Here is a 12772-nt window from a genome sequence, read left to right as displayed (position 1 = left end):
TTATTATGCCAACCAAAAAATCCTATTAATTTACAAGTAGATAAAAATAAATCGCCATAAAAATGACAGTATTAAAAATAAAAAAACCGTACTAAAGAGTACGGTTCTAGGAAACTCAAATAAGGTTAATTAACGAGATTACATTTCTTTATTCAGGCCATATTTTTTCATTTTTTCAACCAGAGTCGTACGACGCATTGACAATAACTCTGCGGCATGTGACACCACACCATCTTGCGAATCGATCGCTTGTCGAATCATCTCAATTTCAAACTCCACCAGCTTATCTTTTAAATTCATCCCTTCAGCTGGTAAATGCCCTAAAAACCCCAATGACTCTTCCTCTGCCTCACTTTCATCAGATAAAATAGGTGTACCACCAAACATACCAGATAAAGCATCACGCTCCATTAATTCTTCTTGTTCCACACTATATTGTACTTGATCTAGCACTTCACCTTGATTATCCGAATAACGGTATTTGACTGGTAACTCGGTAATATCAATGATTTTATTACTGTGTAAAATCAATAGACGCTCTAATAAATTAGATAATTCACGGACGTTCCCCGGCCAGCTATGTTGCATTAATGAGTCTAATGCACGCTGAGTAAAGCGTAATGTAGCCTTATGCTCACCCTCTAAACGAGATAAAAGCTCCTGTAGTAATAGAGGAATATCTTCTTGCCGATCACGTAAAGCAGGTTTTTCGATCGGGAAGACATTTAAACGATAAAAAAGATCTTCTCGGAAAGTTCCTTCGATAATCATTTCTTCTAAATTGCGATGTGTAGCAGCTACTACTCTTACATCAGCCTGAATCGACTTGGTTCCACCAACACGCTCAAAAGTGCGCTCTTGTAATACGCGTAACAACTTGACTTGCATTGGCATTGGCATATCACCAATTTCATCTAAAAATAATGTACCGCCTTCTGCCAATTCGAAACGTCCTTTACGCGAAGAAAATGCACCGGTAAAGGCTCCTTTTTCATGGCCAAATAATTCACTTTCTAACAACTCAGCAGGGATAGCACCGCAGTTAACAGGAACAAATGGACCTTTTTTACGGTTTGATACTTCATGTATTGCTCGAGCGACAACTTCTTTTCCTGTACCCGACTCCCCTAACACCAATACATTAGCGTTACTTTCCGCCACCTGCTCAACTAGATAACGAATCTCTTGAATACGACGCCCTTTACCAACTAAAGACGTAATCAAATATTTATTGGCTTTGCTTAACTGATGATTAGGATTCAAGAAGTTTTGGCAGTAATGTAACAATTGCGTTAATTCAGAATAAACAATAGGCACACTTAGCACACCAATATGGTTGCTATCGAGATCTGTTACATCTCCAGAAAAGCTAATAAAAGGGACTTTGGGGAAGCGTAATAGTGCAGCATCAAGATGACTCGCTTGGTCACCATATATAATTGCTAGGGCAGGACTTTCAGCTAACTGCTTTTCGAGATCTTCAATACTTATAATTTGATAAGTTTCCCCAACAAATTGTAAAACGGTTTCTAATATTGCTGTTTGTTCCGTTGTGGTATCGACTAAATAAATTGAAGCTCGTTGCTGCATAATTAATATCCATAAAAATTAAACTACCTCTTAGTGTAGAGTAATTTTTTATTATTGCATGTAAAATCGTCAAAAAGATGACAATGACCGTAAAATGACACTTAAAATAATTATTATATGGTTGAATAGTATACATAGAAAAATATTTTAACCATATAAACTATAGAATAGGCCTGATTTTTGCTTAAGTATTGCTATAAATCTTAATAAGTCATAAAACTGGCTTTTGAAATATGTTACAAAGCATGTCTAGCACTAAAATAGGCAAAATTGCTGCTAAATAAAATAGCTGCAACTATCAATTGTTGTTTTTTTAATATTAGACATACATAAAAATATCATAGATTAACTGTTTTTTAGCAAGGAAAGTAATATGCGTCGTTCGCTTCAACAATATAAAAACTCGAATATGAATAACATTGAGCAAGCAGATCCTCATACTTTAGTCTCTTTGATCATGCAGCATATACAGGGAAACTTAGCCGGTGCCAAAGGGGCTATAGAGCGTAAAGAAATTGAAAATAGAAATACTATGCTGACACGAGTGATTGGGCTTATTGGCGAATTACAAAATAGTTTAGACATGGAAAAAGGCGGGGAAATATCCACTAACCTTTATGACTTATACGCTTATATGATCCGCCGAGTTAATCAAGCAAATCGTCAAAATGATGCTGAGCCATTAACAGAAGTACTTAAATTAATTACTGAAATTAAATCTGGTTGGGATGGGATTCCATTAGATATACGTCAACAATATAATCGTTAATCATTCAGTAGGCCCTCATGACCAATGTACAAGCAAGTATCGATAGGTTACTAGAATCGGAAAAGCACCTTCATAAATTATTAGATGAACAACAATATGAGCAGTTTTTGCAACAGCAAGAGATCTTTGGAAATCAACTAAAAACTTGTGTGGATAGCTATACAGAGGAGCAATTACTAGATGTGATTGCCCCACTTAAACGGCTGCAAGAAAGTCTTAATACATTGCAACAGAGAGCTGAAGGTATCAGTCTAGATCTTAAGGAAAAATCGCTTATCCTACAGCGAAATAAGAAAAAGATAAAAGCTTATAAATAATATTTACTTACTCCTCGCAGCGTTATTTAACAGCTTATAACTACATATTTCTGTGTGGTAAGTTTCATAAAGACAACCATTATTTATGTCACTTACACTTTTTATACACAAGATATAGAGAACATATTTAATGGATTAGACTGATTTTAGTCGCACAATAGTTATGTGCGGCACTCTCCTGCCTAACGGCTAGTTGAGCTTATTTCTCTTTCGTATACCCTGGCAGCGCATCTAAGGCAGATTTCAAATAGTCTTTCATGGAATTGAGATTAGAAACAGCGGTATCCATGGCATTAAATTGTGAATATAGGCGCTCTTCTAGATTCTCCATTCGGAAGGTTAAACTCTCTTTTTCTTCCTGCAACGAACCAATTTGTTTGTATAGAGAATCAAATTTAGTATCAATAGTAGAGCCACTGACATCGATATCACCGTCCGACGAGCTTACATTAGAGTCAATAATGCCATCGAGCATACTATTGAGCATTGAACTAATGCCTTGAGAATAGGATATCTTACCTCTATCTCCTAGCTCCCCGCCTGTGACTTCGGCTTTTAACCCTTTTGACTTGCCCTCTGTTGACTCTAAAAATTGGCCTCGACCTGACGCGGCTTTTCCATCAATTAACCCTTCAACATTTTCACCAGCGACTCCGCCCGCAACCGTTAAACCTAACTGTGAAGAAAAGAAACTAGGATCTTCTATCTCGGTTATTGCGACTGTAGACATAGAACCATAAGCATTAGAAACAATAGAAATCATGCCTGCATTTTCTAGAATACTGACATTTAAATTGTTTTCGACGAAGTTAGGATCTGAATTTATTTTGGATTGTAACTCTGTAGTAAACTCTTCAATAGTGTCATAGGTTTTTGAAGCCAGCTCAATATCACCAGATAAGTAGCCATCTAAACGCATTTTAAAACTATCATTATCTTGATCAATACTGAAGGGAACAGAAATAGCAGATGAAGCAGTTAATTCACCTCTGCTTGCTAATTTTGTTACGGCAATATCATAAGAACCAGGTACCGTTGAGCGCCCTTTACTCTCATAATCAATATAACTATCTGTCGCGCCACCTGAAGCGGTGAAGAAGTCAGCAACACTTTGCATATCGGTATTCATGATCTTATTTAACTTTTCAGCGTCTAACGCTAAAGTACCATCACGATTCGTTAACATACCTAAATCGGCGAAACTGCGCACACTACCATCAAGATGTGAGATGTTAGTGTTTAAAATATCACGCATTTGCCCTTTAATGTTTCGTACCGTTGAGTCGCCACTTAAAATACCATTACTTCTTACATCTGCTCCATAGTTGCTTAAAGCATTCATTTGCTTAATAGTGCCATTATAATTTTCAACAAAAGCATAAATCTGCTCTTCTACTGTACTCATATCAGGCACAATAGTAAGTGACACTTTGGAGTTTGGTTCCGTCTCACCGGCAATATTCAGCGTTACACCTTCAATCACATTAGTGATGTTATTACTTGGACGGCTAATTTCAATCCCATCCATAACCATTATTGCATTTTGAGCAACAGAGGTTTGCTGCATATTTTTAGTGTCGCTGGTAAAAGTAAAGGCTGATAACCCTGTACCGTCGTTATTAATACCATCATCATCTTCAACGGTTAGTTGCATGGCATTTTCTTCACCCGTCTCCTTATTAATTAACACTAAGCGGTAATTATTGCCGTCATTAATTAATGACGCGGAAACGCTATAGTCGCCTTCATTGATGGTATCGCGCATCTTATCTAAAGAGTTATTCTCAGCATCAATGGTTAAGGTTTCAACAGGTTTATTGGGGTTAATAGAAAATGAGCCATCGTCATTGTAAGTGCCATAACTCAAACTAATGATGCCTGTGCCCACTTGAGAAGTCGCTTCAGAATAAGATTTATCGGGAGAAGAGGCGATGGTTTGTGCTTTAGCTTGTTGTTTAACTTCAAAACTCCAACTACCTGTTTCAGCACCTAGCCCCAAGGTTGTGGTTAAGATCGATTCATCACTACTAGTGGCACTCGTCGCAGAAAAGGTGGAAGCACGAGATAAATCAGCAAAGGAATCTTGGAAATCTGAGAGCGCACTGTTGATGGTACCAAAAGCGGAGATCTTTTCAGTGGCTTCTGTGGTATCAGCTAATATGGAAGCAGCAGCGGGATCTTTTTCCGCTGCAACAATGGCAGTAACGATGTTATTAATATCAAGACCAGAACCTAGGCCTGTTGATGTAATCGATGTCATTGTTGTTCCTCATTACTCTGTTTTTTTTGCTGTACACTTATATATAAAAGTAAGCAAAAACTAAGCCATAATAGTATTTGAAATACTACAACTGAACATAATTTTAGTTAGATTCAGCAGTTATTTATACTTTAGTATCAAATAAAATACCGGCTACGTCATCCATCTTTTTACGCAAGACCACTAACTCCTCTGAAGGGATCTGTCGAATCACCTCATCACTATCTGAATCTTTAACAATAATGACACTTTTACCTAACTCATCATCTATTGAAAATGATAAATTACGTTTCATATCATGCAAAAAATCATTCATTTCTTGTACTGTTTTGGCTATTTCTTCTGCACTAAGTGGCGTTGCTGTTTCCGTATACTCATCGGTAAATTTTTTTTCACCTCTAATATTTTGAGTTAAACTATCCATCACCTGACTAACAGACGTCATTGGTTTATCTATTTTCGCTGTTTGATATCCCGTCATTGGAATCACGCTATTGAGCTCTGACATAATCAACCTCTTTTATCGTATCTAATAAGCAAGAAAGCCCCCTAATCGATAGGAGGCTATTAAATCAATTACTTAGTAGCCATCCTAATGGATTAACCAAGTAGTGATAATACACTTTGAGCAGATGAATTAGCTTGTGAAAGCATAGATGTACCTGCTTGTTGTAATATCTGTGCTTTACTCATATTAGATGTTTCTGAAGCAAAGTCAGCATCTTGGATACGAGAGTTAGATGCAGATAAGTTTTGAGAAACATTTTCTAAGTTAGAGATAGTAGAATCTAAACGGTTTTGAATCGCACCTAAGCCAGCTCGTGAAGAACTGATTTTAGATAACGCATCATCCACTTTAGTAATCGTATTTGAAGCACTGTTCATCGTTGATACATTTGTACCTAGGCTATCAATTACTTTACCACCCATTTCGCTCTGCATACCCAAGGTTGTTAGTGCAGCAGTACGACCTGCTTGCGTAGAAGCACTTGACGTTACTTCAATACCAACACCATCTTCAGCAGAGAATTGGTAACCTGCTGCAGCTGTACCTGAAATAGTTACACCTGTTTGATCTGAGTAAGAGTTAATATGTGCAATTACGTCAGCATCTGTAGCAAGTGTTGCTGGACCAATATCAACACCATTGATTTGTAATTTATCTGCTTCAGTAATGTTGGCCGTTGTTGCAACTCCACCAGTGATAGCATCTGCACCATTCGCTACAGTGAAACCAGCATTAGCTGTCGCAGTCCCCGTCACAGAGATAGCTTTATCATCAGCACTGTCTAGTGCAATGTAACCAGTGTAAGTACCATCAGTCACGCCTGTTGAAGCACCTTGACCACCACCAACGGTGATATCTTCACCCGTGTCGTTAGTCATGATTAACTCACCATTATCGCCTAAAGAAGCGGTAACACCAGATACATCACGGTTAATTGTTTCAACTAAGCTATCCATTGAAGATGTTGCACCTAATTCTATTGCTGAATTAGTACCCACTTGAATAGTCATACCGTTAGTAACACCTGTTACTGTTGTGCTTTCATCACTACCTTGAATAACATTGTATGCGCTTGCAGTTACACCCGTTTCAGCTGTTTTAAGGTTAATTGCTTTTGCAATATCAGTTGCTGATCCACTTTCAGATGCAGGGATATCAACACCATTTACTAACATTTCACCAGCAGTGCCTGTTGTTGCAGCTGCAACACGACCACCATTAAGTTCACCTTTGTTTAAACCACCGTTTAAGCCAAGATCATTAGTTGATACAGAATCGATAGAAAAACTTAATGTTTGTCCTTCGTTTGCACCAATTTGTAATGTTGCAGTCCCCGCAGAACCATCTAATAATTTCTTACCATTAAATTCAGTGGTATTAGCAATACGGTCAAGTTCATCATGTAGTTGATCAACTTCTTCTTGGATTGCCTGACGGTTAGATGAAGAGTTTGTATCATTGGCAGACTGTACAGATAGCTCACGCATACGTTGTAGGATGTTAGTCATTTCATCCATCGCACCCTCAGCAGTTTGTGCCATTGAGATACCATCATTCGAGTTACGAACAGCTTGCGTTAAACCTTTAATTTGAGAATTCATTCCCGTTGAAATTGCTAAGCCAGCAGCGTCATCTTTTGCGCTGTTAATACGCAAGCCAGAAGATAAACGTTCCATTGCTTGGTTTGATGCTGCTTGCGTTTTGCCTAATTGACGTTGTGCATTAAGCGACATTACATTTGTGTTTACTACTGATGCCATGATGAGCTCCTTGGTTTATATCTTTCTAAAATTCATAATAATGAAGTTAGTTGTAATTGTTTGTCATAGTGTTTTATCGACCGCTTAAAAAATAACTTTAATGTTTTTGATTAATTACTTTCTGTTAACGGTTCCTTGTTAAAGCAGTCAATGTTCAGACTTAATTACTATATCGACCATCGGAAAAAGATCTTTAGCCCTTTTATTAAATTAATTAATATTTTTTAACCATAAAAAAAGGCGCTGAATCTTCAGATCCAACGCCTTATCTATCAATTTTTAAATCTAACTATTTGAATTAAAAGTAAACACGTACAACTGAGACCGCAACACATCCTGGTCGACGTGTCCCTTGGATCTCAACAGAGATCTCTTTTTCGATCTCAAGGCCTCGTTTAATAGGAGAAACTTTAATTAAACGACTATGCGCTCGAATGACTGAACCAGTTTTAACAGGGTAAGGAAAGCGTACTTTATTTAACCCATAGTTAACCGTCATTTTGGCATTCGCATATGCTGGACGCTCTGGATCAACACTATCTGTCAAATAAGGTAATAATGACAATGTTAGGAAACCATGGGCAATAGTCGTTTTAAAAGGAGACTCTTTCTGCGCTCGTTCAACATCATTATGAAGCCACTGATGATCACCTGTTACATTGGCAAATTGATCAACTCTATCCTGGGTAATTGTTAACCATTCCCCCACGTGAACTTCTTCACCAATTTTAGTTTGTAAGCATAAAAACAATTCTCGAGCTTCTGATGAAACTTGTATAGGTTGTTGTGCAACTTTTACAGAACGCCCATTTTCTAAAACCGAATATTCTTTAATCCAAGCTAAAAGGTGAGCTCTTTTATAATGTGTTGTTTTTAAAAACAGCGCATAATAATCGCGCACTGCTGGTGACATCCATTGCTTAAAATCAAACGCAATCTTTTGCATGAATTCTGTTTTATATTTATTAATATCGATTTTTTTCATAGAGCTTGAGCTTCCATAACGATCTAAATTTATCTTAATGAATCGTTAATATTATTTAGCACAGTAACAGGATCTTCAGCCTGTGTAATAGGTCGACCAATCACTAAGTAATCAGAGCCGCTATCGATTGCTTGCTTAGGTGTTTTAATACGACGCTGGTCACCGGCATCACTTCCCTCTGGGCGTATACCAGGCGTTACTAACTTAAATTCGTCACCTAGTAAGGCTTTTAATTCTTCAGCTTCATGTGAAGAGCAAACCACCCCATCTAAGCCAGACGATTTAGTGAGTAAAGCAAGACGTTTAACCTGCTCAGCAGGTGTCAAGTTAATACCTAACTCAGTCAAGTCACTTTGGTCCATGCTTGTTAATACTGTTACTGCAATTAATAATGGCGCTTTATCACCGTAAGGTTCTAAAACAGCTTTAGCAGCTTCCATCATTCTACGGCCACCACTAGCATGTACATTTACCATCCAGACTCCTAGATCCGCAGCTGCTTTTACTGCTTTAGCGACTGTATTTGGAATATCATGGAATTTTAGGTCAAGGAAAATATCAAAACCTTTAGAGACTAATAATTGTACAAATTCAGGTCCAAAATGGGTAAACATCTCTTTACCAATTTTTAAACGGCAAGTGGTTGGATCTAGCTGCTCGATAAACGCAAGTGCTTGTGCTTTGTTATCATAATCTAAAGCAATAACAACTTTTGGGTCGACTGATTGACTCATCTCTTTTCCTATCTTAGAGGGTTAACTAATTTTTTATTACTAACATATTTATTCGCCATCTAAACCTCTAATTGGTTTAATTCGTCCCCAACTTTTACAGGATGGACATTGCCAAAATAATTTCTTAGTGGAATAGCCACATTTTTGACAGCGATATTGAGGTCTAAAGGTAATCTGTTCGCTTACTAATTTATGTAAAAATAACAGGCTCTCTTTTTCATTATCTGATTGTGCTAAACTCAGATGATAAGTCATCAAATGATTAAAGCCTTTCATTGTTGGGTTGCGGCGCAGCTCTTGTAACATAAAGGTTTGGGCTTTTTCAATGCTTTGAAATTCTGCAATCAATTTAGCCAGCAAAATAACCGCACTTGCGCCAGCACCTAATTGGATAATTCGCTTCAAATACAACATTAGCTCTTGCTCAGTATTGGCTTGCTTATGTAGTGTGTGCAACTTTTCTAAGATGACTTCTGTAAAGTCTATATCTAGTTCAGGAACTTGCTCTAATATCTGTAAGGCTTTATCTAATTGCTGGTTTTGCTCATAATAATCAGCCATTGCTAAACAAGCACGAATACATTTTGGAAAGGTCACTAATGCTTTTTGGTATAGCTTTACCGCTTGCTTTTGTTGTTCAGGCTTTTTCATTTGATCAGCCAAACTACAATATAAATAGGATAAGGTTCTTGGCTTAGCCTGTGCTTTGCCTATCTTATCCATTTGCTCAGTGCAATTAATCGCTTCTTGCCAATCTTTTAATTGTTGATAAATAAGTAACAGATTCTCAAGTGCAACTTGTCTGTATTCAGGAGACTCTTTGAGTTGAATAAAGGTTTCTTCACTGCGATCGAACAAACCTGATTGGTAAAAGTCTTTACCCAATTGCAGCATAGCTAAGTCACGTTGTTCTAGTGTCAAAGAAGGCCTAGCAATCAAATTTTGATGGATGCGAATAGCGCGGTCAACTTCACCGTTTTGGCGAAATAGATTACCCAGAGCAAGATGTGTTTCAATGGTTTCATCATCAACATCAAGCAAAGCAATAAAATGATCAACCGCTTTATCCGGCTGTTCATTTAACAGGAAATTTAACCCCTGCACATATTCCCTGCTTAGCTGATTACCTTTCTTTTGTTTCTTTTGATAAACGCTACGCACGCCCATGTACCAGCCATAAAAGGCAGCTACGGGGAGTAGGAGGAAGAATATTTCTTGCACTAAGAATTAATCTTTTTCGATACGGTCACGTAAATCATTCAACTCTCGGCGCTGCTTTATATTCAATTTATTCAATTGGCGACATTTCATTTTTAAAGCGAGGTGGAAATAGCTACCAAGACACAACGCAATTATAAAACCAAAGGAAAATATAACCGCTAATAAGGTTGATAAGCGTAAATCATTTTGCGCAATAAGATAATTAAATGTAACCGACTGTTGGTTTTGTAAACCTAATACAATCACGATAATAAAAAATATCACTGTGATTAATATAGTTAGAAATCTTTTCATACTGATACCCACACAAGAACAGAAGTACTGAGTGTATTATAAATCAATCAGGGAATAAATCATTGATATGCTTCGTTTATGATTATCGACTCAGATAGTGATCAAATTAATACAGTTATAAGAAAAGGGATGATAAAAGCAGGTAAAAATAGACAAGTAAAAAAATGGTGCCTTTCGGCACCATTTGGATATTTAGGTATTTAACGCATTAACACGTTCTCTCAACGCTTTACCCGGTTTAAAGTGCGGAACATATTTACCCCCCAATTCAACCTTATCACCTGTTTTAGGATTACGGCCGATACGTGGGGCACGGTAATGTAAAGAAAAACTACCAAAACCTCTTACTTCAATTCTTTCGCCAGAAGCGAGAGAGTTCGTCATCAGAGTTAATGTTTCTCTTACACTATCTTCAACTTCTTTAACCGACAATTGAAAGTGTTTGCTGGTTAGCCTTTCGATTAGATCAGACTTAGTCATAACTTACCTCGTATTATGTGAATACAAATTAAAAAAGACTCCAGGTTAATGCTTTAAACGTGGCTGTTAACAGCCACATTTAATTATTTACCTTTAGCAGCGTTAAACGCGTCTAGCATTGCATTACCCATGCTTGCTTCGTCTTGTTGCTTCAAGCTATCGATAGCATCTTTCTCATCAGCTTCATCTTTCGCTTTGATAGATAGACTGATTACGCGATTCTTACGATCAACACCTACGTATTTAGCTTCAACAGACTCACCAGCTTTTAGTACTGTAGATGCATCTTCGATACGGTCACGTGAGATATCTGCAACACGGATGTAACCTTCAACGCCTTCAGTAAGAGTAACTGTAGCACCCTTAGCATCAACTTCAGAGATAGTACCAGTAACGATAGCACCTTTCTTGAATTCTGCTAGGTAGTTATTGAATGGGTCAGCAGCGATTTGCTTGATACCTAGAGAAATACGTTCGCGCTCTGGGTCAACTTGTAATACAACAGCTTCGATTTCGTCGCCTTTTTTGTAGTCAAGTACAGCTTTTTCGCCTTCAACTTCCCAACTGATGTCAGAAAGGTGAACTAGGCCGTCGATGTTACCGTCAAGACCGATGAAGATACCGAAGTCAGTGATAGATTTAATCTTACCAGAAACTTTTTGTCCTTTATCGTGTGTTGAAGAGAACTCTTCCCACGGGTTAGCTTTACATTGCTTAAGACCTAGAGAAATACGACGACGTTCTTCGTCGATGTCTAGAACCATAACTTCAGCCATATCACCTAAGTTAACAACTTTAGATGGGTGGATGTTTTTGTTAGTCCAATCCATTTCAGAAACGTGAACAAGACCTTCTACGCCTTCTTCAATTTCAACGAAACAACCGTAATCAGTTAAGTTTGTAACTTTACCAGTTAGACGAGTTGATTCTGGGTAACGCTTAGCGATTGCAACCCATGGATCTTCACCTAATTGCTTAAGACCTAGAGAAACACGAGTGCGCTCACGGTCAAACTTAAGGATTTTAACGTTGATTTCTTCACCAACAGTTACGATTTCACTTGGGTGCTTAACGCGTTTCCAAGCCATATCTGTGATATGTAATAGGCCGTCTACACCACCTAAGTCTACGAAAGCACCGTAGTCAGTTAGGTTCTTAACGATACCTTTAACTTCTTGACCTTCTTGTAGGTTCTCAAGAAGTTCATCACGTTCAACACTGTTTTCAGTTTCGATAACAGCACGACGAGATACAACAACGTTGTTGCGTTTTTGGTCTAGCTTGATCACTTTGAATTCAATATCTTTGTTTTCAAGGTGAGCAGTGTCACGTACTGGACGTACGTCAACTAATGAACCAGGTAGGAAAGCACGGATACCGTTTAATTCAACAGTGAAACCACCTTTAACTTTACCGTTAATAACACCGATAACTGTTTCTTGGTCTTCGTACGCTTTCTCTAATTGGATCCAAGCTTCGTGACGTTTAGCTTTTTCGCGAGAAAGTTTAGTTTCACCGAAACCGTCTTCTACAGCGTCTAACGCTACATCACAAACATCGCCAACTTCAACTTCAACTTCGCCAGCAGCGTTCTTGAACTCTTCAACTGGGATAGCAGCTTCAGATTTAAGACCTGCATCAACGAATACTAAGTTGTTGCTAATACGTACGATTGTACCTTTAACAATTGTACCTGGGCGAGTTTCTACTTGTTGAAGAGATTCTTCAAATAGTTCAGCAAAAGATTCCATCATCTATTTATTCACACTTATTTTATACAACCACATACAGTCCATTCGTATGGGAGGCAAGAAAGATTACCACTTCATCCATGAAGTAGTTTTAGTACACAAC

Annotated in this window: 12 protein-coding genes; 2 read left to right on the top strand and 10 right to left on the bottom strand. The window is 37.8% G+C overall.

The window, feature by feature from the left end; all coding sequences use genetic code 11:
• Nucleotides 1-138: 138 nt before the first annotated feature.
• Nucleotides 139-1590: a sigma-54 dependent transcriptional regulator gene (locus AC0L3W_RS16550; protein ID WP_290038988.1), complete on the bottom strand. Its 1452-nt coding sequence runs from the start codon at nucleotides 1588-1590 to the stop codon at nucleotides 139-141.
• Nucleotides 1591-1963: 373 nt separating this feature from the next.
• Between AC0L3W_RS16550 and fliS the strand changes: the two genes are divergently transcribed.
• A complete protein-coding gene (gene fliS / locus AC0L3W_RS16545; RefSeq protein ID WP_290038987.1) occupies nucleotides 1964-2359 on the top strand; it encodes a flagellar export chaperone FliS in 396 nt (131 codons plus the stop codon).
• 17 nt (nucleotides 2360-2376) lie between these two features.
• Nucleotides 2377-2676 carry a hypothetical protein gene (locus tag AC0L3W_RS16540; RefSeq protein ID WP_290038986.1) on the top strand — a complete coding sequence of 100 codons (300 nt, stop codon included), beginning with the start codon at nucleotides 2377-2379 and terminating at the stop codon, nucleotides 2674-2676.
• Between the two features lie 199 nt (nucleotides 2677-2875).
• On the opposite strand, the gene fliD is transcribed toward AC0L3W_RS16540, so the two are convergent.
• The 9 genes from fliD to rpsA form a co-directional block, all read right to left on the bottom strand.
• Nucleotides 2876-4936: a flagellar filament capping protein FliD gene (gene fliD / locus AC0L3W_RS16535; RefSeq protein WP_290038985.1), complete on the bottom strand. Its 2061-nt coding sequence runs from the start codon at nucleotides 4934-4936 to the stop codon at nucleotides 2876-2878.
• 124 nt (nucleotides 4937-5060) lie between these two features.
• Nucleotides 5061-5444: a flagellar protein FlaG gene (locus tag AC0L3W_RS16530; RefSeq protein ID WP_409440022.1), complete on the bottom strand. Its 384-nt coding sequence runs from the start codon at nucleotides 5442-5444 to the stop codon at nucleotides 5061-5063.
• A 92-nt stretch (nucleotides 5445-5536) separates the two neighbouring features.
• Nucleotides 5537-7204 (bottom strand): flagellin N-terminal helical domain-containing protein, encoded by a 1668-nt coding sequence (locus tag AC0L3W_RS16525; protein ID WP_290038983.1) that lies wholly within the window; start codon nucleotides 7202-7204, stop codon nucleotides 5537-5539.
• 298 nt (nucleotides 7205-7502) lie between these two features.
• Nucleotides 7503-8189: a MaoC family dehydratase gene (locus AC0L3W_RS16520; RefSeq protein WP_290038982.1), complete on the bottom strand. Its 687-nt coding sequence runs from the start codon at nucleotides 8187-8189 to the stop codon at nucleotides 7503-7505.
• 29 nt (nucleotides 8190-8218) lie between these two features.
• Nucleotides 8219-8923 carry an orotidine-5'-phosphate decarboxylase gene (gene pyrF, locus AC0L3W_RS16515; RefSeq protein ID WP_409440023.1) on the bottom strand — a complete coding sequence of 235 codons (705 nt, stop codon included), beginning with the start codon at nucleotides 8921-8923 and terminating at the stop codon, nucleotides 8219-8221.
• A 48-nt stretch (nucleotides 8924-8971) separates the two neighbouring features.
• Complete coding sequence (gene lapB / locus AC0L3W_RS16510; RefSeq protein WP_290038980.1) at nucleotides 8972-10144, bottom strand: lipopolysaccharide assembly protein LapB; 1173 nt, start codon at nucleotides 10142-10144, stop codon at nucleotides 8972-8974.
• A 6-nt stretch (nucleotides 10145-10150) separates the two neighbouring features.
• Nucleotides 10151-10438: a LapA family protein gene (locus tag AC0L3W_RS16505; RefSeq protein WP_290038979.1), complete on the bottom strand. Its 288-nt coding sequence runs from the start codon at nucleotides 10436-10438 to the stop codon at nucleotides 10151-10153.
• Nucleotides 10439-10630: 192 nt separating this feature from the next.
• Nucleotides 10631-10918 carry an integration host factor subunit beta gene (gene ihfB / locus AC0L3W_RS16500; protein WP_113817974.1) on the bottom strand — a complete coding sequence of 96 codons (288 nt, stop codon included), beginning with the start codon at nucleotides 10916-10918 and terminating at the stop codon, nucleotides 10631-10633.
• Nucleotides 10919-11001: 83 nt separating this feature from the next.
• Nucleotides 11002-12672, bottom strand: a complete 1671-nt coding sequence (rpsA, locus tag AC0L3W_RS16495) for a 30S ribosomal protein S1 (protein ID WP_113817975.1) — start codon at nucleotides 12670-12672, stop codon at nucleotides 11002-11004.
• Between the last annotated feature and the right edge of the window lie 100 nt (nucleotides 12673-12772).

It is taken from the genome of Psychromonas sp. KJ10-5 (assembly GCF_055808325.1).
This window is presented reverse-complemented; position numbering and strand designations above follow the sequence as displayed.

What these genes read in the sequence shown, in the direction of transcription:
- AC0L3W_RS16505 (WP_290038979.1), bottom strand. Translation starts at nt 10,438, where the DNA reads ATGAAAAGATTTCTAACTATATTAATCACAGTGATATTTTTTATTATC.
- AC0L3W_RS16540 (WP_290038986.1), top strand. Translation starts at nt 2,377, where the DNA reads ATGACCAATGTACAAGCAAGTATCGATAGGTTACTAGAATCGGAAAAG.
- pyrF (WP_409440023.1), bottom strand. Translation starts at nt 8,923, where the DNA reads ATGAGTCAATCAGTCGACCCAAAAGTTGTTATTGCTTTAGATTATGAT.
- AC0L3W_RS16525 (WP_290038983.1), bottom strand. Translation starts at nt 7,204, where the DNA reads ATGGCATCAGTAGTAAACACAAATGTAATGTCGCTTAATGCACAACGT.
- AC0L3W_RS16550 (WP_290038988.1), bottom strand. Translation starts at nt 1,590, where the DNA reads ATGCAGCAACGAGCTTCAATTTATTTAGTCGATACCACAACGGAACAA.
- rpsA (WP_113817975.1), bottom strand. Translation starts at nt 12,672, where the DNA reads ATGATGGAATCTTTTGCTGAACTATTTGAAGAATCTCTTCAACAAGTA.
- AC0L3W_RS16520 (WP_290038982.1), bottom strand. Translation starts at nt 8,189, where the DNA reads ATGAAAAAAATCGATATTAATAAATATAAAACAGAATTCATGCAAAAG.
- ihfB (WP_113817974.1), bottom strand. Translation starts at nt 10,918, where the DNA reads ATGACTAAGTCTGATCTAATCGAAAGGCTAACCAGCAAACACTTTCAA.
- fliS (WP_290038987.1), top strand. Translation starts at nt 1,964, where the DNA reads ATGCGTCGTTCGCTTCAACAATATAAAAACTCGAATATGAATAACATT.
- AC0L3W_RS16530 (WP_409440022.1), bottom strand. Translation starts at nt 5,444, where the DNA reads ATGTCAGAGCTCAATAGCGTGATTCCAATGACGGGATATCAAACAGCG.
- fliD (WP_290038985.1), bottom strand. Translation starts at nt 4,936, where the DNA reads ATGACATCGATTACATCAACAGGCCTAGGTTCTGGTCTTGATATTAAT.